20 protein-coding genes are annotated in these 23,248 nt (G+C 72.4%); 4 read left to right on the forward strand and 16 right to left on the reverse strand.

Features of this window, described 5'->3' with window-relative positions:
* Nucleotides 1-8: 8 nt before the first annotated feature.
* Complete coding sequence (locus tag VF289_RS09985) at nucleotides 9-995, reverse strand: ABC transporter permease (RefSeq protein ID WP_330883599.1); 987 nt, start codon at nucleotides 993-995, stop codon at nucleotides 9-11.
* Between the two features lie 90 nt (nucleotides 996-1,085).
* Nucleotides 1,086-2,780, reverse strand: a complete 1,695-nt coding sequence (locus VF289_RS09990; protein ID WP_330883601.1) for an ABC transporter substrate-binding protein — start codon at nucleotides 2,778-2,780, stop codon at nucleotides 1,086-1,088.
* A 311-nt stretch (nucleotides 2,781-3,091) separates the two neighbouring features.
* Here VF289_RS09990 and VF289_RS09995 point away from each other — a divergent pair, with 311 nt between their 5' ends.
* The gene (locus VF289_RS09995; RefSeq protein ID WP_330883603.1) at nucleotides 3,092-4,300 is read left to right on the forward strand and encodes an ROK family transcriptional regulator; all 1,209 of its coding nucleotides are present in this window, start codon (nucleotides 3,092-3,094) and stop codon (nucleotides 4,298-4,300) included.
* 29 nt (nucleotides 4,301-4,329) lie between these two features.
* Here the strand turns inward: VF289_RS09995 and VF289_RS10000 are convergent, their stop codons facing one another.
* Nucleotides 4,330-4,980 carry a DinB family protein gene (locus VF289_RS10000; RefSeq protein ID WP_330883605.1) on the reverse strand — a complete coding sequence of 217 codons (651 nt, stop codon included), beginning with the start codon at nucleotides 4,978-4,980 and terminating at the stop codon, nucleotides 4,330-4,332.
* 83 nt (nucleotides 4,981-5,063) lie between these two features.
* The gene (locus tag VF289_RS10005) at nucleotides 5,064-5,648 is read right to left on the reverse strand and encodes a DUF664 domain-containing protein (protein WP_330883607.1); all 585 of its coding nucleotides are present in this window, start codon (nucleotides 5,646-5,648) and stop codon (nucleotides 5,064-5,066) included.
* A gap of 124 nt (nucleotides 5,649-5,772) precedes the next feature.
* Between VF289_RS10005 and VF289_RS10010 the strand changes: the two genes are divergently transcribed.
* The gene (locus VF289_RS10010; protein ID WP_330883609.1) at nucleotides 5,773-6,756 is read left to right on the forward strand and encodes a YafY family protein; all 984 of its coding nucleotides are present in this window, start codon (nucleotides 5,773-5,775) and stop codon (nucleotides 6,754-6,756) included.
* Between the two features lie 24 nt (nucleotides 6,757-6,780).
* On the opposite strand, the gene VF289_RS10015 is transcribed toward VF289_RS10010, so the two are convergent.
* From VF289_RS10015 to VF289_RS10030, 4 genes are all read right to left on the reverse strand, one after another.
* Nucleotides 6,781-7,668 (reverse strand): sulfite exporter TauE/SafE family protein, encoded by an 888-nt coding sequence (locus VF289_RS10015; RefSeq protein ID WP_330883611.1) that lies wholly within the window; start codon nucleotides 7,666-7,668, stop codon nucleotides 6,781-6,783.
* A gap of 100 nt (nucleotides 7,669-7,768) precedes the next feature.
* Entirely contained in the window at nucleotides 7,769-9,169 is a 1,401-nt protein-coding gene (locus VF289_RS10020) for an MFS transporter (RefSeq protein ID WP_330883613.1), read from the reverse strand.
* 96 nt (nucleotides 9,170-9,265) lie between these two features.
* Nucleotides 9,266-10,018, reverse strand: coding sequence for a DAK2 domain-containing protein (locus VF289_RS10025; protein ID WP_330883615.1), 753 nt, complete (start codon nucleotides 10,016-10,018; stop codon nucleotides 9,266-9,268).
* An 11-nt stretch (nucleotides 10,019-10,029) separates the two neighbouring features.
* The gene (locus VF289_RS10030) at nucleotides 10,030-11,028 is read right to left on the reverse strand and encodes a dihydroxyacetone kinase subunit DhaK (RefSeq protein WP_330883617.1); all 999 of its coding nucleotides are present in this window, start codon (nucleotides 11,026-11,028) and stop codon (nucleotides 10,030-10,032) included.
* A 143-nt stretch (nucleotides 11,029-11,171) separates the two neighbouring features.
* Between VF289_RS10030 and VF289_RS10035 the strand changes: the two genes are divergently transcribed.
* Nucleotides 11,172-11,846, forward strand: coding sequence for a histidine phosphatase family protein (locus tag VF289_RS10035; RefSeq protein WP_330883619.1), 675 nt, complete (start codon nucleotides 11,172-11,174; stop codon nucleotides 11,844-11,846).
* 49 nt (nucleotides 11,847-11,895) lie between these two features.
* On the opposite strand, the gene VF289_RS10040 is transcribed toward VF289_RS10035, so the two are convergent.
* Together VF289_RS10040 and VF289_RS10045 are read right to left on the reverse strand one after the other, a co-directional pair.
* Nucleotides 11,896-13,347, reverse strand: a complete 1,452-nt coding sequence (locus tag VF289_RS10040) for a sulfatase (RefSeq protein ID WP_330883620.1) — start codon at nucleotides 13,345-13,347, stop codon at nucleotides 11,896-11,898.
* Between the two features lie 276 nt (nucleotides 13,348-13,623).
* Nucleotides 13,624-14,646, reverse strand: coding sequence for an aldo/keto reductase (locus VF289_RS10045; RefSeq protein WP_330883622.1), 1,023 nt, complete (start codon nucleotides 14,644-14,646; stop codon nucleotides 13,624-13,626).
* Between the two features lie 514 nt (nucleotides 14,647-15,160).
* Here VF289_RS10045 and VF289_RS10050 point away from each other — a divergent pair.
* Nucleotides 15,161-16,504 (forward strand): alpha-L-fucosidase, encoded by a 1,344-nt coding sequence (locus VF289_RS10050; RefSeq protein WP_330883624.1) that lies wholly within the window; start codon nucleotides 15,161-15,163, stop codon nucleotides 16,502-16,504.
* Here the strand turns inward: VF289_RS10050 and VF289_RS10055 are convergent.
* The 6 genes from VF289_RS10055 to VF289_RS10080 all read right to left on the reverse strand — a co-directional run bounded on the left by VF289_RS10055 (nucleotide 16,471) and on the right by VF289_RS10080 (nucleotide 23,071).
* Nucleotides 16,471-17,241, reverse strand: coding sequence for a sirohydrochlorin chelatase (locus tag VF289_RS10055; RefSeq protein WP_330883626.1), 771 nt, complete (start codon nucleotides 17,239-17,241; stop codon nucleotides 16,471-16,473). The two genes, VF289_RS10050 and VF289_RS10055, sit on opposite strands and share 34 nt — an antisense overlap.
* Complete coding sequence (locus tag VF289_RS10060) at nucleotides 17,238-18,110, reverse strand: uroporphyrinogen-III synthase (protein ID WP_330883628.1); 873 nt, start codon at nucleotides 18,108-18,110, stop codon at nucleotides 17,238-17,240. Before VF289_RS10060 ends, VF289_RS10055 begins: the two co-directional genes overlap by 4 nt.
* Entirely contained in the window at nucleotides 18,107-18,943 is an 837-nt protein-coding gene (cobA, locus tag VF289_RS10065) for a uroporphyrinogen-III C-methyltransferase (RefSeq protein ID WP_330883817.1), read from the reverse strand. Before cobA ends, VF289_RS10060 begins: the two co-directional genes overlap by 4 nt.
* An 86-nt stretch (nucleotides 18,944-19,029) precedes the next feature.
* Nucleotides 19,030-19,515 carry a nitrite reductase small subunit NirD gene (nirD, locus tag VF289_RS10070; RefSeq protein WP_330883630.1) on the reverse strand — a complete coding sequence of 162 codons (486 nt, stop codon included), beginning with the start codon at nucleotides 19,513-19,515 and terminating at the stop codon, nucleotides 19,030-19,032.
* Nucleotides 19,512-22,112 (reverse strand): nitrite reductase large subunit NirB, encoded by a 2,601-nt coding sequence (nirB, locus tag VF289_RS10075; protein WP_330883632.1) that lies wholly within the window; start codon nucleotides 22,110-22,112, stop codon nucleotides 19,512-19,514. The genes nirD and nirB overlap by 4 nt, the downstream gene beginning before the upstream one ends.
* On the reverse strand, nucleotides 22,109-23,071 hold the full coding sequence (locus VF289_RS10080) for a formate/nitrite transporter family protein (RefSeq protein WP_330883634.1): 963 nt from the start codon (nucleotides 23,069-23,071) through the stop codon (nucleotides 22,109-22,111). The genes nirB and VF289_RS10080 overlap by 4 nt, the downstream gene beginning before the upstream one ends.
* Nucleotides 23,072-23,248: the final 177 nt, after the last annotated feature.

A 23,248-nucleotide genomic window follows, 5' to 3' on the forward strand; every position in this document is an offset into this window, starting at 1 on the left:
GATGCTCCTCAGCCTCGGGCCCGGGTGCGGGGGTCGATCACGCCGTACAGCAGGTCCACCACGAGGTTCGCGGCGAGGACGGAGACGGTGATGATCAGGAACATGCCCTGCATGAGCGAGTAGTCGTTGTTCTGCACGGCCTGCAGCATGGTGAATCCGACGCCCGGGTAGGAGAACACCGTCTCCACCACGATCGACCCGGAGACCACGAAGCCCAGGGAGATCGCGAACCCCGAGACGCTGGGCAGCATCGCGTTGCGGGCCGCATACATGAGCATCACGCGGCGCGGCGACAGGCCCTTGGCCTCGGCGGTGAGGATGTAGTCCTCGCTGAGGGTGGAGACCATCATGTTGCGCATTCCCAGCAGCCAGCCGCCGAGCGAGGACAGCACGATCGTCAGCGCCGGCAGGAAGCCGTGATAGATCGCGTTGGACAGGAAGGGGTAGTCGAACGCCGGCCGCACCAGTGTGAAGTCGTAGCCGCCGGAGATCGGGAACATCCCCAGGTTCACCGAGAGCACGTAGATGAACAGCAGAGCAAGCCAGAAGTACGGCACGGCCTGCAGGATCGTCGTCGCCGGGATGAGGGAGTCCAGCCAGGTGCCGCGCCGCCAGCCGACCACTGTGCCCAGCACCATCCCGAGCACGAACGTGAAGGCGGTGGCCAGGCCCACCAGGACCAGGGTCCAGGGCAGTGACTGGCCCACCACCTCGACGACCGGGGTGGGGAAGTAGGTGACCGAGACGCCGAGGTCACCGGTGAGCAGCCCGCCGAGGTACTCGAAGTACTCCTGGGGAAGCGGCTTCTCGGTGTCGGCCCCGAGCATCACCTCGATGGCCCGTCGGGTGCCCGGATCCACCGGACCGCGCAGGGCGAGCTTGGCCAGCACGGCATCGACCGGGCTGCCCGGGAGGAGGCGGGGGATGAAGAAGTTGAGGGTCACCGCGGCCCAGAGGGCCACCAGGTAGAACCCGAGCTTGCGAAGCAGATGCACGTCCGAGGGATCCTTTCGTCACGGCAGGCGCGGGCCCCGCACCCGGCCCGCCGCCGTGGCGCGGTGGACCGGGTGCGGGGGGCCGATGGGTCAGGTCGCGGGGACGACTGCCTTGAGGACCATGGCGCTGTCGGGCGAAGCCCAGGACATCGGGTAGGCGTAGAGGTCGTCCTGGGTGGGCCACCCGGTGACCTTGGAGGTGTTGTACTGCGTCAGGCTCGAGCCGATCAGCACCGGGATCGCGGGCATCACCTCGACCAGGCGCTGCTGGATGATGAAGTACTGCTCCTTCTTCGCCTCGGGATCATCGGTGGCCGCGGCGGCGGCCACGGCGGCGTCGACGTCCGGGTCCGAGAAGCGGGTGATGTTCTCGTACGGGTTGCCGTTCTCGCCCACGGGAACCGTGTTGTCGGTGGAGAACTGGTTGCGGTACGGGTAGTACGGGTCCGGCGCGGGGCCCTGGCCGACGGCGTCGATCACCAGCTGGAACGTGCCGGTGGCCTTCGCGTCGTTCCACTCGTTCACGGAGACCTGCTGGGGGATCAGCTCGATGCCGACCTGCTTGTACTGCTCAGCGAGGGTGTCCAGCGCGGTGACGTAGTCGGACCAGCCGGTGGGGCAGGAGATCGTCATCGAGACGCGCACATCGCCCTTGGCGTAGACGCCATCGGAGCCGAGCTCGTAGCCGGCGTCCTCGAGGACCTTCTTCACCTCCTCGGGCTGGGCGTTCCAGGGCGCGAGATCGATCGAGGGATCGATGAAGTCGGCATCGCGATCCGGCAGGGCGAAGGACGGGGAGATATCCGCACCCAGATCGAAGAACGCGAGCTTGGACAGCTGCTCGCGGTCCATCCCGAAGTACAGCGCCTTGCGCACGGCAGCATCCGTCTGCGGACCCTCGCTGCCCAGCTCCGGGTTGGAGGAGGCCATCAGGGCGATCTGGGAGATGCCGGTGTTGGTGAAGGTGAGGTCAGGATTGTTCGCGACGTGCTCCTCGAGGTTCGGGATCGCCGCGGACATGTAGTCGATCTCGCCGGAGAGCCACATGTCGGTGGCGGACTGGTTGCCGGCGGTGGTCATCACGCGCACACCGCCGATGGCCGGCTTGCCCTCCTCCCAGTACTTCTCGTTGGCGAGCAGCAGATAGGACTCGGGAGTGAAGTCCTCGAAGCGGAACGGACCGGTGCCCACCGGCTCCTCGTTGGCGTCGGTGGCGAGGTCCTCGACATCGGCGAAGAGGTGCTCGGGGATGATCCAGGTGCGCGACAGGGCGTTGGGGCCCTCGGTGAACGAGGGCTCCGCATAGGTGATCTCGACCGTCGCATCGTCCAGCGCCTCGGCCGTCGGAGCGGAGCCGCCGGCGTTGAGCGCCTCGGTGTCATGGATCTTGGTGAAGGTGAAGGCGACGTCGTGAGCGGTGAAGGGGGTGTCGTCGGTCCAGACCACACCCTGGCGCACCATCACGGTGAGGACGGTGCCCTCCTCGTTCCATTCGAAGCTCTCCCCCAGCAGAGGCACAGGCTCCTGATCGATGGCCTCGAGGGGGTTGAAGTAGAACAGGGTCTCGTAGAGCAGGCCCTGGATCATGTGCACGACGGACGGTGAATGCGGGTTGAAGTTCTTGGCGAGCTGACCGGCGGTGGCATTGACGGTGAGGATCGGCTTCTCGTCGCCCCCTCCCCCGCCTCCGGTCTCCAGGTTGGAGGCAGTGCCGCATGCGGCCAGTGCCACGGGCGCCGCGCCGAGCGCGGTCAGCTTGTACAGGTCTCGACGACTCAGGTGCATCGTTGCTCTCCTTGTCACGCATCGGCGCGTGAGGCCTTGTCACGCATCGATGCGTGAGGATCGATCGCTCCCTCGGAGCTTTCTTCATTTGTTTAATGAAGTAAGAATAGTATGGAGACCTGGGTCACGCCGCGTCAACAGCGTCGACATCACCGGCAGGCAACGAAACAATCACGGCCCGGTCCGTCATGGCGCCGTCGCCAGAGTGCGAGACTGGCTCGACGGACACCCCGAGACCGCCTCACCTGCGGCGGTGGACTTCTGTCCAGAAATCACGGAGGGCGCCACGGCGAGCGCGGAGAGGAGACGGGATGGGCACCACGGGCGAGCGGCGAGCATCGGCCACCGATACCGACACGGCGATCCTCGAGATCGTGCGCCGACGCCACGAGACCAGCCGGGTGGAGATCTCCCGCGAGCTGGGGGTGACCGCGGCGACGGTCACCTACGCCGTGAAGCGACTGCTCGAGGCGGAGCTTCTCCTCGAATCGGGCTTCGCGCGCTCCAACGGCGGCAAGCGCGCCTCCCTGCTGCGACTGAACGACCAGGCCCGCTGGGCGATCGGATGCACGATCGACGCGGACCGGCTCTCGCTGGCCGGCGTGGACCTCACGGGCGCCCTGCGCGCCCGGGTCGCGGTGCCGCTGGGCCCCTCTCCCGAGCTGGCGGAGGTGGGCGGGGCACTGCGCCGGGCCCTGACGATGATCCGCCCGGAGAGCCAGGCGCACTCGGCGACCGGGATCGGCCTGGCGATCCCTCACGGGTTCGGCGACCACGGTCCGGAGCTGCTGCAGGGACTCACCGACGGACTGGAGATCCCCTTCATCAGCGCGAACGCACCGGCCTGCGCGGCGCTGGGCAGCTTCTGGAGCGGCGAGCAGCCCGAGAGCGGCCTGTGCGCGACGGTGCACATGGACGCGGGGCTCGGTCTGGCGATCCTGCAGGACGGCCGGCCCCTGCAGCTCGGCCCGAACAGCTCCGCCTCCCTGGACCATGTGGGCATCGATCCCGGGGGGCCGCCCTGCGTCTGCGGCGGACGCGGCTGCCTGCACCAGTACGCCTCGGCCCGCGCCATCATCGAGCGCGCCTCACGCACAGGCGATCTCGCCCACCATCTGGGGCTGCGCCTCACCGACTCCTCCCTCAGCAGCGATGTCGTGCTGATCGCGCTGGCCGCCGATCGCGGCGACCCCCGGGCACGGGACGTGTTCGTCGCTGCGGTCTCGGCGGTCGCACAGGCGGTGTGGTCGGCGACCAGCTGGCTGGGGATCCGTACGGTGGTGCTCTCAGGGCCGGGCATGCAGGCGGCACCGGCGCTGGTGGGAGAGACGATGGACCGTCTGTTCACCGCCCGCGCCCGCAGTCTCGGCACGGAGGTGTCAGCATCCGTCTCCCAGGTCCAGCCCCATCCCTGCGCGGTGGGTGCCGCTGTGCTCGCTCTGCAGACGTTCATGACGCCGGGTCGGGCCTCGCGCAACGGGCTGGCGGGCGCAGGCGTCCCCGCCGGGCAGGGCGACTGAGCACCTGCGTCCGATCACCGACACGTCGCTCATCCCCGATGCGCCCACAGGTCGCGCAGCAGCGCGATCTCGGCGAGGTGATGGATGAGCTCGCGATTGATGTGCGCGACGAGGGTGGCGCGGGAGTGCTCCGCCCACGGACCCTCTGCCTCGCCGACGGCGACCAGGAGGTCCTCCGCGCTCCAGCTGCGCACGCCCGAGATCCAGCGTTCGTACTCGGCGTCGAACTGGGCGAGCGCCTCCGTCGCGGTGGCGGCGTAGTCCCAGGTCATGTAGTCCGCGGTCGGTCCCCTGAAGTGGGAATGGCTGCGCAGCGCGAGCACGCCGACGATGAGGTGGCCGAGCCGCCAGGCGATCGTGGTGAGCGGCGCGGGCGTGGGCTCCGGCGCCTCGAAGTCGATGACCATCTCGCCGGACCCGCCCTGGAGCCGGGTGGGCGGGAGCTCCGCGTCCGGGATCCGGGGGTGGACGGTCCAGGCGCGGCCCCGTCCGCTCGGGTCGAAGAAGTACTCCTCGTCGGTGAGCCCCTCGAGACGGGGCCGCAGGTGCTCACGGACATGGACCTCGATCTGGTCGATGAGCACCGAGGGCAGGTCGCCGCCCCTTCCGCGGGGTGATGCGGGCGCGCCGCCGTGATCTGCAGAGGGGGCGTCGGCATCCGGTGCACGGTCGCTGGTCATGGGAGATCCCTTCTCGTGGCGGCAGGTGGGGGGTGCGGGCGCGGGGCCCGAGCTCGGAGCCCGGGCCCCGCTCCGGAGAGCTCTCACCAGCCGGCGGGCGGCCAGGTCTCCCCGGCGGCGAGGGCGTTCAGCTCATAGGCCCCCTTGCCGTCGATCGATTCGCGCAGGATGTCCGCGTGGCCGGCGTGACGGGCGTTCTCCTCGACCTGGTGGAGGGCGTACCAGCGCATGCTCCAGGTGGTGCGCCCCTCGAACCAGGGTGCCGCGGGCACGGGGCCGAGGGTGTCGAGCTCGGCCGCGCGGATCGCCGCGGCGAGATCCTGCCCGGCCTGGTGGAGCTCGTCGATGAGCGACTGCGCCGTGTCCTCCTCGCGCAGTGCGTCCGGCGCGAGCCCGCCCTCCCGCTGGGCCTGGTCGGGCGTGCGGTCGGGGTCCAGACCCGGCCCGGGCGCCGCGGCGATGGTCCGGGCCGCGCCGCCCCCGATGAAGATGACGTGCCGGGCGAGCGCCCCGAGGCTCATCCCCGACGCGCTCGGCACGGCGGCGAGCTGCTCGCGGTCCAGCCCGTGCAGGGCGGTGGCGACCTGGTTGATCTGCTGCTGGGCGAAGGTGGCGAGAGTGTCGTTCTCGTCGGTGCTCTCGGGGGTCAGGAAGGGCATCTGGGTCATCTCCTCGGGTGGGCCGCACGGCGGTGCGGCCGGGCTGGTCGGGCTGGTCGGGCTGGTCGGGCAAGAGCAACTCTTCGCGCCATGGCGGACAGCTTCTGTCCGTGAAGTGCGGCAGAGTGCTCCCATGAGCGATGTGACGACGAGGGCGCTGCGGCTGCTGGCCCTGCTGCAGTCGAAGTCGGTGTGGACCGGGCCGGAGCTCGCCCTCGAGATGGGGGTGACCACGCGGACGGTGCGGCGGGACGTGGACCGGCTGCGGGAGCTCGGCTACCCGGTGCTGACCTCCGCCGGCCACGGCGGCGGCTACCAGCTGGGGGCGGGCCGCGCGCTGCCGCCGCTGCTGCTGAGCTCGAGCGAGGCGACCGCCGTGGCCGTCGGCCTGCGCCTGGCCGCCGCCTCCGGGGTGGAGGGTCTGGACGAGGAGGCGCTGCGCGCGCTCGCGGCGCTGGACCGCATCCTGCCGGCACCGGTGCGGGCGGAGGTCGGTGCGATCAGCGAGGCGACGGGCGTGATCTCGCGCCCCGCCGCCGAGATCCGCTCCGAGGTGCTGATGAGGCTCGCGTCCGCCGTGCGCGACGGCGTGCGGGTGCGGGTGGACTACGAGCGGGCAGACGGCGACCGCGCCGAGCGTCGCCTCGAGCCGTACCGGGTGCTCTCGGTGGAGGGGCGCTGGTACCTGTTCGCCTGGGACCTGGGCCGCGAGGACTGGCGCACCTTCCGCCTGGACCGCATGCATGCGGTGCACGCCTCGACCTTCACCTTCACCCCTCGCCCCACCCCTGACATCGAGGCGTCGGTGCGGGAGTCGATCACGGTGGGCGGCTATCCCACGACGGCGACGGTGCGGATCCTCGCCCCGATCGAGGAGGTCGCCCCGCAGGTCCCCGCCCGGTCCGGCACGGTCACGGCCGACGGGTCCGACGCCTGCATTCTGCGGGCGGGGGCCCATGAGATGCACTGGCTCGCGATGCAGCTCGCGCTCATCGGGGCGCCCGTCGAGGTGATCGATCCGCCCGAGCTGCTCACGGCGATCGAGGAGCTCGGCGCCTGGTCGGCCGGGGCGCATCGGGCTCCCGGCGCCCTGTCGGATCCACCGACAGCGGACTGAGCCGAGCACCCTGCTCGGACCGGCTCAGGGGATCAGCAGGCCGATCGACGCGAGCACGGTCAGGCCCAGCACGAGCTTGTCGAAGACGGACTGCGGGATGCGGCGCGCGACCCTCGCCCCGAGGTAGGCGGCGATCAGCACCACCGGGACCAGCAGCAGGTCCAGCACGAGGATCTCGCGCGAGAACAGGCCGAGCCCTGCGGAGAACGGCAGCTTGAACAGGTTGATCACCGCGAAGAACCACGCGGAGGTGCCCAGGAACGTCATCACCGGCATCCGCATCATCAGCAGATACAGCGACATCACGGGCCCGGCGGCGTTGGCGACCATCGTGGTGAAGCCGCCCAGCAGTCCGTAGCCGATCCCCTGCGCGGTCGCGGCGGCGCCCCGCCGACTGCCGGTCGCCGGCTCCTCGCCGGCCGCGCCGCCCCCGCCCGATCCGGCGTTCTCACCCGACGCGGCGGTTCTGCCCGACTCGGCGGTTCTGCCCGACGCGGCGCCCGTGTCCTCCAGGGCACGGCGGCGGGCGCGCAGGCGTCGGCCGAGGGTGAGGGTCACGAGGACCAGCAGGATCACGCCGATGGTGAGGCTGACAGTGCGGTCATCCACCGCGGCGAAGAAGAACGCCCCCAGGACCACGCCGATCATCGCGCTGGGCAGCAGGCGCGCGAGGGTGCGCCAGTCGGGTTCGCGTCGGTACACCCACAGCGCGGTCATGTCGCCGACGATGAGCAGCAGCAGGAGCGCGGCCGTTGACTCCTTCGCCGGCATGGCCAGGGCGAACGCACCGGCAGCGAGCGTGCCGGCTCCGGGGAGGGCCGTCTTCGAGAAGCCGACGATCAGCGCACCGAGCACCACCAGCAGCCACGACGACGCGCTGAGCTCGGGGAGCAGGGTGAGGAGATCCGACACGAAGAGCGAACCTATCAGCGCACCACCCCGGCGGGAGCGGCGGTCCGTCGCGGGCGGTGGGGTCCCGGGTGCAGCGCGGATCGGGCGCCGTGGCCCGGGTTCAGCGCGGGCCGGGCACCGACGCGGGCTCGATGGTGCGGTCCAGCCGCAGGCACAGCAGCGCCGCGATCACGCCCAGGACCGCCGCGCTGGCGAGGGCGACCTGCATGCCGGTGACGAAGCCCCATCCCCCGGCGATGAGGGCCCCGAACACGGCGATGGCGAGCGCCCCACCCACCTGGCGGAACATGTTCGCACTGGCGCTGGCGATCCCTGCCTGCCCCGGCTGTGCGTGGCTGAGGACCACCCCGGCGAAGGGTGGGGTCGCGACGGAACCGCCTGCGCCGACGAGCACCACCAGCAGCGTGATCGCGAGGACCGACTCGCCGCTCGCGGCGAGGATCAGGCCGATCACGCCCAGCGTCATCGAGGTCAGGCCCAGCGCCGTCGGGAAGCGGGTGCCGAAGCGATTGGCGAGGTGGCCGCTGGCGACGTTGCCGAAGAAGCTCACCACTGCGGAGGGCAGGAAGCACAGTCCCGCGATCGCGGGACTGAGCCCGAGCTGCTGCTGGAGGAACAGGCTCGCCAGGAACACTGTCCCGAACCAGGTCAGGATGAACACGAACCCGCCGAACATCGCGATCCGGAGCGGGACCGGCCGGAACAGCGACAGCGGCATCATCGGATGCGCCACCCGAGCCTGGGCGAGCACGAAGCCGAGAATCCCGATCCCGGCGAGTGCGAACAGGGCGAGGATGGCCGGCGACCCGTAGCCGGGCCCGGCCCCTTCGATGAGCGCGACGATCAGCGCCCCGAGGCCCAGGAGCGCGAGCCCCTGACCGAGCCAGTCGAAGTGGCCCGGCCGGCGCGGCGAGGCGTCGATCCGTCGGCCGAGCACCAGCATCACCAGGCACACCGGCACGTTGATCCAGAAGATCAGCCGCCAGTCGAGGGCGGAGAGGGTGCCGCCCAGCAGCGGGCCCGCCGCCGAGGCCACCGCTCCCCCGGATGCCCAGACGCCCAGCGCCGTCGCGCGCTCGCGCGGGTCCTCGAATGCCTCGCGCACGAGCGCCATCGAGGCGGGCAGCATCAGCGCGGCCGCCGCGCCCTGGAGGCAGCGCGCCGCGACGAGCAGCACGACCGACGGCGCGAGCGCGCACAGCACGGAGGAGATCAGGAACACCGCGAGGCCGATGGCATAGGCACGATGCGCCCCGAGACGGTCGGAGAGGTTCCCCGCGCACAGCAGCAGGGCTGCGAAGAAGAGGGTGTACCCGTCGAGGATCCACTGCTGGGCGCTGGTTCCGCCGCCGAGGCCCTGTCCGATGCTGGGCAGGGCGAGGTTGACGATGAGCACGTCGAGGGTGATGAGGAAGAAGCCCGACGAGGCGAGGGCGAGGGTGAGGCGCGGCGACGCCCGGCGGTCGGCGGGGCGCGCCGCGAGCTCCCGTGTGGAATCCATCCGACGAGCGTAGGGCGAGGCGGCCCCGGCAGGGAGGCCCTGGCAGTACCTGTCAGTGGCGGGTGCCGCCTGCGATGGCGGTCGTGGCGGGCGGGGTCAGAGGATCCAGCCGAGGTTCGCGACGCCGGAGCCGTCGGCCCCGGCGCGGGCGGAGCTGATCACCAGGGCCATGGCGGCGGCGCCGGGGTCGATGATGCCCTGGGAGGCGTCGCCGACGTAGCTGGCACGGCCGCGGCGCGCGGTGGTCCGCGCGGTGGCGGTGGCTGCGGCGACCGCCGCATCCTCGGCCGCGAACAGGGCCTCGACGGCGGTGGTCTCCTCGTCGGCCTCGAGGGCCTCGCGCAGGGCGGTGACGGCCGGATCGAGCGCGTCGATCATCGTCTTGTCGCCCACCTTCGCCTCGCCGTAGCGCTGCACGGTGGCCTGGCCGGCGGCGAGCGCGTCGGCGAACTGGGTGATGGTGGGCGCGTCAGCGCTCCCGCCGGCGTCCGGGGCGGCGCTCGCGGCAGCGTCCCCGTCGGCTTCTCCGTCTGCGCTCGCCGCCTCCCCGGCCTTGGCGAGGTCGCGGAAGAACATGCCGAACAGGGGGCCGCTGGTGCCGCCCACGCCGAGCCATGCCATGTACAGCGCGGTCAGCCACTCGCGGTAGCTGCTGGGGTCGTCGGCCTCGAGGTTCTGGTCGAGGTGCTTCATCGCGGTGCGGACATTGGTGCCGAAGTCGCCGTCGCCGGCGCGTCGATCGAGGTCTCCGAGCTCGTCCGCGGAGCCCACGAGCGCCTCGCGCAGGGTGAGGACGAAGGCGCGGCCGAAGCTCGCGGGGAGGGTCCTGCTGGGGGTCTGATCGTTCATGGGGTGGTTCCTTACCAGGTCAGGGCGGGGGTGCGGACGGGAGCATCCCACAGCCCGCGCTGCTCGTCGTCCAGCGGCATCAGGGTGATCGAGATGCCGTGCATGTCCAGGCTGGTCACGTAGGAGCCGACGAGGGAGCGGTCGAGGGAGACGCCGCGGCCTGCCAGGCGATGGTGCAGGGCGCGCGCGACGAGGTTCAGCTCGAGCGGATAGGTGCCGCCGAGCCCGTTGACGATCGCGAGCACGTCATCGCCGCGCTGCAGCCCGAGCTCCTCGACCAGCGGGTCCAGCAGCAGGTCGGTGAGGCCGTCCGCACCGGTGAAGGGCACGCGCCCGCGGCCGCGCTCCCCGTGGATGCCGACGCCCAGCTCCACCTCGTCGTCCTCGAGGGTGAACTGGGGTTCGGCGTCCCCGGGATGGGTGCCGGCGGAGAGGGCGAGGCTCATGGTGCGGGCGCGGGAGGCGGCGCGGCGGCCGATGTCGGCGACCTCGGTGAGGCTCGCCCCGGCCTCGGCGGCGGCGCCGCACAGCTTCTCGACGATGACGGTGGCGGCGGTGCCGCGGCGACCGGGGCCGTCCTGGTCCCCGGTGTCGGTGGCCAGGTCGTCGTCGACCAGCACGATCTCGGTGTCGATCCGGTCGTCGCCGCTGATCTCCCCGGCGATGCGGAAGTTCAGCACGTCGCCGGTGTAGTTCTTGACGATCTGGACCACGCCTCGGCCTGCGTCGGCCGCCTTGGTCCCCGCGAGCACCTGCAGGGCGGTGGGGCTGGCGAACACGGCGCCGGCGACGGCGACGTCGAGCATCCCGGTGCCGACGAACCCGGCGTGCAGGGGCTCGTGGCCGGAGCCGCCGCCGGAGACCAGGCCCACCTTGTCCGTGGCGCGTTCGCGGCGGGTGATGACGCGGTGCTCCTGATCCAGCTCGAGCAGCTGCGGGTGGCTGAGCACAAGGCCCTCGAGGGCTTCGGGGACGAGGTCCTCGGGATCGTTGACGATGCTGCGGCGCATGGAGGTGCTCCCTTGGCGAGGATGCGGAGGTGTGGCGAGCGTAGCCCGCGGGGGACGGCCACGACAGTCCACGACGACGAGACCAGCCCACGACGACCAGGCGACCCGCAGCGACGAGGCCGAGTTCGCGTACGGTGCGAGCCATGCGTCTTCTCCTGCTCCGCCACGGCCAGACCCCCAGCAACGTCGACGGGATCCTCGATGCCGACCATCCCGGGCCGGGGCTCACTCCCCTGGGCCGCGCCCAGGCGGAGGCGGTGCCCGCCGCGCTCGCGCACGAGCGGATCGACGGACTGCACGTCTCTCCCCTGTTGCGAACCCATGAGACCGCCGCCCCGCTGGCCGCTGCGCTGGACATCAGCCCGCGGATCACCCGGGGCCTGGAGGAGATCAGCGCCGGGGACCTCCAGGGCCGACGCGACGAGGACGCCGTCCATCTCTACCGCAGCGGCCAGGCGCGATGGGCCGGCGGCGATCTCACAGGCGCTCTGCCGGGTGGGGAGAGCGGGGAGCAGTTCTGGGGCCGGTTCACCGGCGCGCTGCGCCACATCGCGCGGGTCCACGGGCCGGACGCGACGGTCGTCGCGGTCAGCCACGGCGCCGCGATCCGGGTGTTCGCCTCGGTGGTGGCCGGTCTCGGCGCCGATGCCTGGCACGACCGGCCGCTGTACAACACCGGCATGGTCACTCTCACCGGCGACCCCGAGGAGGGCTGGGAGCTGACGGACTGGATCAGCGACCCCGTCGGCGGCGCCCACCTCCTGGCCGACATCGAGCACGACGTCACCGCGGACGACGACGCCGAGGCCGCGGTCTGAGGAGGGCCGGCAGGCTCGTCGGCTCGGGGGATGGCCTGCGGCGATCGGCTCAGGCCGTCGGCCACTCCAGCCGGGGCGTGTCCGGGCCCTCGTACGGGGCGTCCCCGTACTCCGCCTGCAGCTGTGCGGTGAGGGACCTCAGCTCCTCGAGCACCTCCGCGTACGCGGGATCCTCCACCACGTTGGTCATCTCGCGGGGATCGGCGACCAGGTCGTACAGCTCATCCTCGATCGGCATGATCCGGTCCGAGGAGCCGGGGGTGCCCAATCCGTCGTTGTAGTAGCGGATGTACTTGTGGGTGGGGGTGCGCACGCCGTAGTGGGCGGGGGCGTGGTGCTCGGGGTCGTCGTGCTCCCAGTAGCGGTAGTAGACGGCCTGGCGCCAGTCCTCCACGTCCTCGCCGCGCAGCTGGGTCAGGAAGCTCCGCCCCTGCTGATCGGGCAGGGCCGAGGGCTCGGCGCCCGCGGCCTCGAGCAGGGTCGCGGCGAAGTCCACGTTCGAGACGATGTCGGTGACGCGGGAGCCGGCCGGCACCTGCGCGGGCCAGCGCACCAGCATCGGCATGGTGAGCGACTCGTCGAGCATCAGGCGCTTGTCGAACCAGCCGTGGTCGCCGAGGAAGAACCCCTGGTCGGAGGTGTAGATGACGAGCGTGTTCTCGGCCAGTCCGTTCTCCTCGAGGTAGTTCAGGATCTCGCCCACGGAGTCGTCGACCGCCTGGACGCAGCGCAGGTAGTCGCGCATGTAGCGCTGGTACTTCCACGACGACCGCGCCCGGCGCGTGGCCTCGTCATCGCCCTCGAGCTCGGCCGGCAGCTCGTCCTTGTAGTCGGTGGGCCGCAGGTCGTCGAGCTGCATCGCGACCTCGCGCACCACCTGGGCACGGGAGGCGTGGTCATCCCACATGGTCTCGGGCTCGGGGATGGTGCCGGCCTCGTACCTCCCCTCGTAGCGGGGGTGCGGGACCCAGGGCCGGTGCGGGGCCTTGTGATGGACCATCAGGCTGAAGGGCCGCTCGGGATCGCGGCGGTCCAGGAAGTCCAGGCTCTGCCGGGTGACGATGTCGGTCGCGTAGCCCTCGTGGGTCTCCTCACCGTCCGGGCCGATCATCACCGGATCCACGTAGGCGCCCTGGTCGGGATAGATCCGCCAGTCGTCGACGCCGCGCGGCCGCGAGCGCTCGGAGCGGCCCAGATGCCACTTGCCGTACAGCGCGGTCTGGTAGCCGCACTCGCTGAGCACCTCGGGGACGGTGCGCACCCGATGGTCGAACTCGGAGTAGATCGACGGGGCGCGGTTGATGTGGCTGTAGGTGCCGGTGAGGATCGAGGCGCGAGAGGGGGTGCAGATGGCGTTGGTGCAGTACACCGCGTCCATCCGGGCGCCCTCAGCGGCGAGGCGGTCCATGTGCGGGGTGGTGTTGACCCGGCTGCCGTAGGCGGAGATCGAGTGGGCGGCGTGGTCGTCGCTCATGATGAACACGATGTTCGGACGGGTCATGGGGAGTGCTCCTCAGGGGCGGGCGGGGCCGGACAGGGTCGGATCTGGGGTCGGGTCGGGTCGGGTCCGGGGCCAGGTCGGGTCGGGTCAGGCCGGGGCCGGCCGGGGCCGGGTCGGGGCCGGACAGGGTCGGGGTCAGGCCGGGGCAGGCCGGGTCAGGCCAGGTCAGGCCAGGGCCGGCAGCACGCCATTGTGCGCTCCACTTCCACGACGGGAAGCCAGGCGCACAATCGCGTCCCGACCGACGGGACGGAGCGCCGGCCTCGGCCGACGCTCTCACCAGCGCGGGTGGATGTCCTCGCGCAGCAGCTCGTCGTAGGTCTCGTGCACGGCGGTGCCGAAGCGCTCGAGGACCTGCGCCTGCTCGGCGGTGGGGGCGCTGCCGGCGGCGGCGTTGCGGCGCGCCTGCTCGCCGCTGCTGGCGCCGGGGATGGCGGCGGTGACCCCGCTCTGCGCGAGGATCCAGCGCAGGCTGGCCTCGGGAAGCGGCATCGCCCCGTCGAGGGCCTGCTCGAGCCGTGCCACAGCGGCCAGGCCGGTCGTGTAGTCGACGCCGGAGAAGGTCTCGCCCTGGTCGAAGGCCTCGCCGTGACGGTTGAAGCTGCGGTGGTCGTTCGCGGCGAAGCGGCTGGACGGGGAGAACTTGCCGGTGAGCAGACCGGAGGCGAGCGGGACGCGGGCGATGATCGCGACGCCCTTCGCCTCAGCCGTCGGCAGCACCGTGTCCAGGGGCTTGAGGCGGAACGGGTTGAGGATGATCTGGATCGAGGCGAGGTGCTCCCGCTCGAGGCTGATCAGGGCCTCCTCGCAGGTCTCGACGCTGACGCCCCAGGCGGCGATCTTCTGCTCCTGCGCGAGGGTGTCGAGCACGTCGAACACGCGGTCGTCGCGGTAGACCGCGGGCGGCGGGCAGTGCAGCTGGACGAGGTCCAGGGTGTCCATGGCGAGGTTCTTCCGGGAGCGCTCCACCCAGGCGCGCAGGTTCTCCTCGGTGAAGGTCTCCGGGGCGAAGGGGTCGGCGCGACGGGAGGCCTTGGTGGCGATGAACGGCGCCTCGGCTCCCGCCGCACCCCCGGCCTCGGCGACGCGGGCGCGCATCGCGCCCACCAGCTGCTCGCTGCGTCCGTCGCCGTAGACGTCGGCGGTGTCGAAGAAGGTGACGCCGGCCCCGAGCGCCGCCTCGAGCACGGCGTGTGCGGAGTCGTCGGTGACCTCGCCCCAGTCGGCCCCGATCTGCCAGCAGCCCTGTCCGATCACGGACAGGGGGCGGCCCAGGCGGGCGGGGGTGCGGTACTGCATGGACATCATCGACCTCGTATCTCGTCAGGCGCATCGAAGCGGGCAGCGCTCCGGGCCAGTGTTCCAGACCACGCGGGTCGGGAGCAGGAGCATGGTGCGGAAGCAGGAGCGTAGGCCGACGGAACCTGCCCCTCGCCCGACGTCGCACCATGCGGTACGTCGGCCCCGGCGCTGAGGGGAAGGACCGAGGTGGTGGTGTCACAAAGGTGGTGGATAACGTGAGCTGATAGCCCCGGTTCGTGACAATGGAGGTGGCTCGGGGTGGGGACGCGCGTCGCGCAGGGGGTCGGGGTGGGGTGAGCGTCGCGCAGGGGGTCGGGGTGGGGATGCGCGTCGTGCCGGGGTTGGCGTGCGCACGGTGCGGGGTGCGCGAGCCACGGGGGCTGGGGAGACACCGTCGCGCCCACGAAGAGTACCGACGTCTCGCCCGCACTGCCGAAAGAACCTGCACGCGATCCAAGATTCTTATCCCCCACCCCTCGTAGACGTCCCACCTTTCTGGAACACTTCTCGCATGGCATCTACGACGATCCTCCGCCCCACGCCCCAGCAGCTCGCCTGGCAGAAGTCCGGCCTCGGTGTGTTCTTCCACTTCGGCGTGAACACCTTCGCCGGGAAGGAGTGGAGCGACGGCACCGTCCCCGCCGCCGACTTCGACCCCTCGGACCTCGACGCGGACGAGTGGGTGCGCGCCGCGCGCGACCTCGGCGCCGCGTACGTGATCCTCACGGCGAAGCACCATGACGGCTTCTGCCTGTGGCCCACGGCGACCACCGAGTACTCGGTCGCCTCCTCCCCGTGGAAGGACGCGAAGGGCGACGTGGTGGCCGAGGTCGCCGAGGCCTGCCGCCGCCACGGGCTGCAGCTGGGGCTCTACCTCTCGCCCTGGGATCGCAACGCCGAGTGCTACGAGGACGCCGAGCGGTACGACGAGTTCTACCTGGCCCAGCTGCGGGAGCTGTGCACGCACTACGGCGAGCTGGTGGAGCTGTGGTTCGACGGTGCCGGGTCCGCGGGCCGCGAGTACGACTGGGACCGGATCGGGGCGCTGATCGACGAGCTGCAGCCGGGCGCGATGGTCTTCAACATGGGGCCCGCCACGATCCGCTGGGTCGGCAACGAGGACGGTCTCGCCTCGGATCCCTGCGAGTACGTCACCGATTCCACCGATCTGAACAACTACGACGAGGACGTGGTGGGCATCGGCGAGCGCCGCTACCTGCCGCCGGAGTGCGATGTCTCGATCCGTCGGGGGTGGTTCTGGCAGCCGGGCGATGCGCCCAAGTCCCTCGAGCATCTGCTGGCGATCCACGACAGGTCGATCGGGCTGGGCGCGAACCTGCTGCTGAACATCCCGCCGGACCGGCGCGGACGGATCGATCCCGAGGACCTGGCCCGACTCGCGGAGTTCGGCGACGCGCTGCGGGCGAGGTTCGGCGCCGGGTGCGAGGCGTCGCTCGACCCGTCGGCCGATGTGGCGACCGATGCAGCGACCGACGGTGACGGCGCTGCAGGGTTCGACGCAGTGAACGGCGCCATCACCCACTCCGTGACCGCGAACCTGCCGGGCCCCACCCGTGCCGACCATGTGGAGCTGCGGGAGGACGTCTCCGGCGGACAGAGGGTGCAGTCCCACCGGGTCCTCGCGGCCGATGGGACGGTGCTGGCCGAGGGCGGCACGATCGGCGTGCGGCGGATCCACCGGTTGACGGAGCCGGTCCAGCTGGAGACCCTCCGCCTCGAGGTCGACGGGCCGGAGCCGGTCATCGAGGCCGTCATCGTCCACGATGCGACGGGGGCCCCGGTGCCGGCTCTGCCCGAGGACTACCGCGCCCCGACCGAGGCGCCGGTGGACTGATCCGCGGGCGCCCGGGACGTCACGGCAGTGCCCGGGGCGCTCAGCTCAGCCTGCGCCTCCCGGACCCGCTGCGCGGCCACCCGGATCACCGCGGGATGGTCCCCCAGCGGAGCCGAGACGAGATCTGCCCCGGCGGCGTCGATCAGCCCCGCGAAGTGACCTGGGGCCAGCACATAGCTCGCCGCGATCACGCGGTGCGCGCCGGCATCACGGGCGGCGGCGACGGCCTCGGCGATCGAGGGGGCGCAGCCCGCGCCGTAGCCGATGCTCACGGGGCAGGGCAGGCGGGCGGCGAGCAGGTCGCGCATGTGCTCGACGGCACGGGCTGCGGCCGGGTCCGAGGAGCCGGCCGCAGCGAGCACCACATGGTCGCCGGGACGGTGCCCTGCGTCGCCGGCGCTGACCGCCGCGAGCCGCTCCCGCAGCGCCGCGACCAGCAACGGGTGCGGGCCCAGGGGCGCCGCAGCGGAGGCCGCGGAGTGCGGGCGGACGGCTGCGGCGATGTCCACGACGGTGTGGAAGCCGGTCGAGAGCAGCAGCGGCACCACGATCACGGGGCCCCGCGCCGCGGCGCGGACGACGACCTCCGCGACCTCGGGCTGTTCGACGTCGACGTACGCCTCGCGCACCGCGGCCTCGGGCAGGGCGCGGGCGAGCGCGGCACGGATCCGGGCGATCACGGCGCGGCCCGCCGGGGAGCGGGTGCCGTGGGAGCAGGCGACGAGGGTGAGAGTCATGGCATCTCCTGGTCGGTGGGGGCCGTGATGGGGGCCGGGACCGTGGTGAAGTGCGAGGTCACGGCCTTCACGAGCGCGCCCATCCGGCTGCGGGCGGGGAGCAGGGCAGGCAGTCCGCGCGCAGCGAGGGGCGCAGCGGTGAGAGGGCCGACGGCGGCCAGCAGCAGCTGCCCGGAGCGGGCGCGGGCGGTGATGCCGGGCAGGGCGCCGGCGCGCTCGGCCGCGGCCATCCAGTTCTCGGTGCCGGGCGCGGCGGTGAACAGCACGCCGTCGGCCGTGCCCGCGGCCGCGTCGAGCACCGAGCGGTGCACGGCGGCCGGGTCACGGGGCGGCCCCCAGCGGTAGACGGTCAGCGCCGTGACCTCGGCGCCGGCGCCCAGGAGCGCCTCGTCGAGGCCGTCGGCCCCAGAGCCGTGATGCTGCACGGCGACGCGGAGCCCGCACAGGTCGTGGCCTGCGAGAAGGGTGATCAGCTCGGCGGAGGTGCCGCTGGCGGCGACCGTGTCCACGGCCAGTCCCAGCTGCTGCAGCGCGCCCTGCGCCTTGGCGCCGCGGGCGAGGATCCGGGTGTCGGCGAGCGCGGAGCGCAGGGCGGGGGCGAGCCCCGCGGCCTCGGCCGCCTCGAACCAGCCGCGCATCCCCACCCCGGTGGTGGCGATCAGCAGCTGGGGCGGAGCGGCGATGAGCGCGACGGTGCGCTCCAGCAGCAGCGGGTCGTCGACATGGGGGATCATGCTCATCGCCGGGGCGTGCTGGATCTCGGCGCCGCGTCGCTCGAGGGCGGCGGCGAGCTCGCCCGCCCGGCGGTCCAGGGCCAGCACCAGGCGGAGTCCTGCGAGCGCACCGGGCGCCGCGACGGGACTGCTCATGCGGCGGGGACCTGCACGGGGACGCCTGCCGGCACCGGCTCGAGCAGCCCGGCGCGCGCCACCTCGCCGATCACGATCACGGCCGGGCTGGTGACGCCTGCAGCCGCGGCGGCCTGGACCGCTCGGGCGAGGGTGGTGCGGGTGGTGCGCTGGCGCGGGGTGTGGCCCTGCTCGACCAAGGCGACGGGCCGCTCCCCCGGCACTCCGTGCGCGAGCGCCGCGGCGACGAGCCCGGGCAGGGCGGCGACGCCCATCAGCACCACGGTGGTGACGGTCTCGTCGGCGAGGGCGGCGAGGGTCGCGGCCGACGGGCCCTTCGGGCCACCCACGTCATGCCCGCTCAGCATGTGCACCGTGGAGGCGATGCCGCGGTGGGTGACCGGGACGTCCGCCGCCTGCGGCACGGCCAGCGCGCTGCTGACCCCCGGGACCACCTCGACCTCGATCCCGGCCTCGCGGCAGGCGAGCAGCTCCTCGCCGCCGCGGCCCAGCACGAAGGGGTCACCGCCCTTGAGGCGCACCACGGCGCGGCCGGCGCGTGCGTGCTCGATGAGCAGGGCGTTGATCCGCTCCTGCGGGACGGTGTGGTGACCGGGGAGCTTGCCCACGTCGAGCACCAGCGTGCCGGGGCGCAGCTGGTCGCGGATCTCGGCGGCGGGGCCGAGGCGGTCGGCGACGACCACGTCGGCCCGGCGCAGCAGCCGCAGGGCGCGCACGGTCATGAGATCCAGCGGACCGGGACCGCCGCCCACCAGCGCGACCCGGCCCGCCGCGGGGCCCGTCGGGATCGGCGCCGCAGCGGGGCCCGTCGGCCCCAGCCCCGCCGGGCCCAAACCCGCCGGGCCCAACTCCGCCGGGCCCAGCCCCGCCGGGCCCAACTCCGTCGGCCCCTGCGCCGTCGTTCCCGCACTCACCGTGCTCATCGCGCGCCGCCGCGCAGCACGTAGAGCTCGCCGTCCAGGGTGCGCACAGGCCAGACCCGCAGGCGCCGCACCTCCTTGCCGCGGGTCTCGACGCTCACCCCCGAGCGCAGGTCGAAGACCTGCTTGTGCATCGGGGAGGCGATGGTGGGGCGATTGCCGCGGGAGCCGACGATGCCGCGGGAGATGACGTTCGCGCCCGAGTAGGGGTCGTGGTTGTCGACCGCGCGCACGTCGCCGTCGGCCAGCAGGAACAGGGCCACCTGCTCCTCGCCCACGAGCGCGGCGCGGCCTCGCTCCACCTCGAGCGCGCTGAGCGGGCACAGGCGGATCCAGTTCGCAGCAAGCCCCGGGGCGAGTGCCGGGGCGCCGGTGCGGCGGGCGGCGAAGCGATGCGTCGCCGTCGCGGGCAGCGTGCTCGACAGGGTGCGGGTCGAGGTGCCCGACGGGCTGCTGGTCGGGGTGCTGGTGATCGTGCTGCTCATCGTCGTACCTCCAGGGTCGTGCCGGCGATCAGGACCTTCCGGGTGCCGTTCTCCCCCGGCCGGGCGGGGCGGGGCTGCCCGCGCTCCTCCACATACTCCAGGCCCGGATCCGGGGTGGTGGGGGCGTTGACGAAGGAGTCGAAGCGGGCGAGCTTGGCCGGATCGGCGAGGGTTTCCGCCCATTCGTCGCGGTAGTTCTCGACGTGGCGGGCCATCGCGGCGTCGAGGTCCGGGGCCAGGCCCAGGGAGTCCTCCATGATCACGGCGTACAGGCCGTCGATCCCGCCCTCGAGCGCCTCGAGCCAGGGGGCGGTGCGCTGGAGCTTGTCGGCGGTGCGGAGGTAGTACATGAAGTACCGGTCCAGGGTGCGGATCAGGGTCTCGTCGTCCAGGCCCTCGGCGAGCAGCTGCGCGTGGCGCGGGGTGGCGCCGCCGTTGCCGCCCACGTACAGGCTCCAGCCCTGGGCGGTGGCGATGATGCCGGCGTCCTTGCTGCGGGCCTCGGCGCATTCGCGGGCGCAGCCGGAGACCCCGAGCTTGAACTTGTGCGGGGCGCGCAGTCCGCGATAGCGCAGCTCGAGCTGCACGGCCATGGAGGTGGAATCCAGCACCCCGTACCGGCACCAGGCCGAGCCCACGCAGGATTTCACGGTGCGCAGGGACTTGCCGTAGGCGTGGCCGGATTCGAAGCCGGCGTCGGTCAGGCGCTGCCAGATCAGGGGCAGCTCCTCGAGGCGGGCGCCGAACATGTCCACCCGCTGGCCGCCGGTGATCTTGGTGTAGAGCCCGAAGTCGCGCGCCACCTCCCCCACCGTTATCAGGCCCTCGGGGGTGACCTCCCCGGCGGGCATCCGTGGGACCACCGAGTAGGTGCCGTCCTTCTGGAGGTTCGCCATGACGTGGTCGTTGGTGTCCTGCAGGGCGGCGTTCTCGCCATCCAGCACGTGCTGGCCGCCGAGCACGGCGAGGATGCTGGCGAGCACGGGCTTGCAGATGTCGCAGCCGCGCCCGTGGCCGAAGCGCTCGATGACGGCGCTGAAGGTGGTCAGGCCCGAGACGTGCACGGCGTCGAACAGCTGGCGACGGGAGAGCTCGAAGTGCTCGCACAATCCGGTGCGCACGGCACGGCCGAGCGTCGCCAGCTCCCCGCTGACCAGGGAGGAGACCGTCGCGGTGCAGGAGCCGCAGGTGGCGCCGGCCTTCGTGCAGGCGGCGACCCCGGCGGCGTCGGTGCAGCCCTGCTCGCGCACGGCGTGGCGGATCGCTCCGGCGCTCACCGAGGAGCAGGAGCAGACGATCGCCGCGTCGGGCAGCTCGGCGCTGGGCGCCGCGGTGCCGGCGGGCAGGAGGTAGGCGGCGGGGTCGCCGCCGAGGGGGCCGCCGACGAGGGGTCGCAGCGCCCCGTAGGCGGAGGCGTCGCCCACCAGGATCCCGCCCAGCAGGGTCTGCGCGTCGTCGGAGAGGACGAGCTTCTTGTGCACCCCGCCGACGGGGTCGGTGTAGACCACGTCCAGGGCGCCGGGGGTGGTGGCGAAGGCGTCGCCGAAGCTCGCGACGTCCACGCCGGAGAGCTTGAGCTTGGTGGAGAGGTCGTAGCCGGCGAACGTGGCCCGGCCGCCGAGGATCCGATCGCACACCACCTCGGCCATCGCGTAGCCGGGGGCGACCAGGCCCACGCACTGTCCCTCGAAGGAGGCGACCTCGCCGATCGCGTGCACGGACGGGTCCGAGGTGGTGCAGGCCTCGTCGATCCGCACCCCGCCGCGGTCCCCGCACTCCAGGCCGGCGGCGCGGGCGAGCTCGTCGCGGGGGCGCACGCCGACGGTGAAGACCACCAGGTCCGCGCGCTGCTGCGTGCCGTCGCGGAAGGTGACGGCAGCGGCCTGCCCGTCGGCGTCCGGGAGCACGGCGGTGGTGCGAGCCTCTGTGCGCACCGCGATCCCTCGCGCTTCGATGAGACGGCGCAGCGACGTCCCGGCGGGGAGGTCGAGCTGGGCGGACATCAGCCGGTCGGCGGACTGGACCACCGTCGCCTCGGCGCCGAGGCCCTGCAGGGCGCCGGCGGCCTCGAGGCCCAGCAGCCCGCCGCCGACGACGATCCCGCGCACGGGCCGGTCGGACTGCGCGGGGTTGGACTGCGCAGCGCCGAGCTGCGCGGCGCGAGCCTCGACGTGGGCGCGGAGCGCGGCGACGTCCTCCAGGGTGCGGTAGACGAAGCAGCCGGGCAGCTCCGCGCCGTCGATCGGGGGCCGCGAGGCGGTCGAGCCGGTGGCGAGGACCAGGTGATCGTAGGGGTGGAGGGCCCCGGAAGCGGTGGTGACGGTGCGGGCGGTGCGGTCGATCGCGGTGGCCGGGTCGCTCTCGTGGAGGGTGACGCGGGGGTCCTCGAAGAGGGTGTGCGCGAGGGTGAGCTCCTCGGGGGTCGCGCCGTCGAAGAAGCGGGTCAGGCCCACCCTGTCGTAGGGGCGACGCGCCTCGTCCCCCAACACGGTGATGCTGATGCGGTCCTCGGCGCGGGTGACCAGGGAGTCGACCAGGCGGTGCGCGGCCATCCCGGCGCCGATCACCACGATGCGGGTGCTGGTCGGGGTGCTCATCGGGGTGCTCCCACCAGCTCGGTGGTCTCCGCGGGCCCTTCGGCGGGCGGGGTGAGAGGCGCGGGAGCGCCGCCCGGGGCGGTGTCCGCCGCGGCGGAGGTGGCCGGGGCGGTGATGGCCGGGGCGGGCGCGACCTCGGCGAGGGCGGCTTGGGCGGTGCCGGCGGAGGTGCGGCGGCGGTGGGCGTAGTAGAGCGGGAGGCCCACGAATACCAGCCCGCCCACCAGGTTCCCCAGGACCGTCGGGATCTCGTTCCAGATCAGGTAGTCCATGATCGTGAAGTCCGCGCCGAGCAGCAGGCCGGAGGGGAACAGGAACATGTTCACGATGGAGTGCTCGAAGCCCATGTAGAAGAACAGCATCACCGGCATCCACATGCAGGCGATCTTGCCCAGCACGTTGTCGGTGAGGAACGCGCCGACCACGCCGGTGGAGACCATCCAGTTGCACAGCACCGCGCGCACGAACAGGGTGAGCATGCCGGCGGCGCCGTGATCCGCGTAGCCGACGGTGCGGCCGTGGCCGATCTCGGAGATCGCGAGCCCCACCTCGCTCGGCGGTGTGGAGAAGCCGTAGGTGAAGAAGATGGCCATGAGCACCGCGACGGTGAACGCGCCGAGGAAGTTCCCCAGGAACACGAGCCCCCAGGTGCGCATCATCGAGCCGAACGTGACGCCGGGCCTGCGCGCGATCCACGCCAGCGGCACCAGGGTGAACACGCCCGTGAGCAGGTCGTAGCCCAGCAGGTACAGCAGGATGAAACCGATCGGAAACAGCAGCGCACCCAGCAGCGGCTCCCCGGTCTGGGTGGAGACGGTGACGGCGAAGGCGGCGCCGAGGGTGAGGATCGCCCCGGCCATGGTCGCGCGGAGCACGGTGACCCCGGCGGGATAGGTGACCTTCGAGGCGCCGGCGGCGACGAGCCGGTCCACCAGATCAGCGGGCTGGACGTAGGACATGGCTGCTCCTTCAACGAGGAGGGGAGGGTGGGCATGTCCCGTGCGCCTGCAGCGGGGTGCGGCCATCCTGGGCTCTCGAGGAGCTGGGGCGAAGGGCGGGAGGCCGCCGTGACCTTCTCGTGACGTGGCGTCTCAGGGGCGGGTGGGCGCTGGGCTGACCTTCCAGGGCACCGGGAA

This window comes from Brachybacterium sp., from assembly GCF_036379615.1.
In the GTDB taxonomy this organism is placed as follows: Bacteria; Actinomycetota; Actinomycetes; order Actinomycetales; family Dermabacteraceae; genus Brachybacterium.

Excerpts from the sequence above, each read along its gene's own strand:
- VF289_RS09990 (WP_330883601.1), bottom strand. The coding sequence starts at position 2,780 with ATGCACCTGAGTCGTCGAGACCTGTACAAGCTGACCGCGCTCGGCGCG.
- VF289_RS09995 (WP_330883603.1), top strand. The coding sequence starts at position 3,092 with ATGGGCACCACGGGCGAGCGGCGAGCATCGGCCACCGATACCGACACG.
- VF289_RS10000 (WP_330883605.1), bottom strand. The coding sequence starts at position 4,980 with ATGACCAGCGACCGTGCACCGGATGCCGACGCCCCCTCTGCAGATCAC.
- VF289_RS10005 (WP_330883607.1), bottom strand. The coding sequence starts at position 5,648 with ATGACCCAGATGCCCTTCCTGACCCCCGAGAGCACCGACGAGAACGAC.
- VF289_RS10010 (WP_330883609.1), top strand. The coding sequence starts at position 5,773 with ATGAGCGATGTGACGACGAGGGCGCTGCGGCTGCTGGCCCTGCTGCAG.
- VF289_RS10020 (WP_330883613.1), bottom strand. The coding sequence starts at position 9,169 with ATGGATTCCACACGGGAGCTCGCGGCGCGCCCCGCCGACCGCCGGGCG.
- VF289_RS10025 (WP_330883615.1), bottom strand. The coding sequence starts at position 10,018 with ATGAACGATCAGACCCCCAGCAGGACCCTCCCCGCGAGCTTCGGCCGC.
- VF289_RS10030 (WP_330883617.1), bottom strand. The coding sequence starts at position 11,028 with ATGCGCCGCAGCATCGTCAACGATCCCGAGGACCTCGTCCCCGAAGCC.
- VF289_RS10035 (WP_330883619.1), top strand. The coding sequence starts at position 11,172 with ATGCGTCTTCTCCTGCTCCGCCACGGCCAGACCCCCAGCAACGTCGAC.
- VF289_RS10040 (WP_330883620.1), bottom strand. The coding sequence starts at position 13,347 with ATGACCCGTCCGAACATCGTGTTCATCATGAGCGACGACCACGCCGCC.
- VF289_RS10045 (WP_330883622.1), bottom strand. The coding sequence starts at position 14,646 with ATGCAGTACCGCACCCCCGCCCGCCTGGGCCGCCCCCTGTCCGTGATC.
- VF289_RS10050 (WP_330883624.1), top strand. The coding sequence starts at position 15,161 with ATGGCATCTACGACGATCCTCCGCCCCACGCCCCAGCAGCTCGCCTGG.
- VF289_RS10055 (WP_330883626.1), bottom strand. The coding sequence starts at position 17,241 with ATGACTCTCACCCTCGTCGCCTGCTCCCACGGCACCCGCTCCCCGGCG.
- VF289_RS10060 (WP_330883628.1), bottom strand. The coding sequence starts at position 18,110 with ATGAGCAGTCCCGTCGCGGCGCCCGGTGCGCTCGCAGGACTCCGCCTG.
- nirD (WP_330883630.1), bottom strand. The coding sequence starts at position 19,515 with ATGAGCAGCACGATCACCAGCACCCCGACCAGCAGCCCGTCGGGCACC.
- nirB (WP_330883632.1), bottom strand. The coding sequence starts at position 22,112 with ATGAGCACCCCGACCAGCACCCGCATCGTGGTGATCGGCGCCGGGATG.
- VF289_RS10080 (WP_330883634.1), bottom strand. The coding sequence starts at position 23,071 with ATGTCCTACGTCCAGCCCGCTGATCTGGTGGACCGGCTCGTCGCCGCC.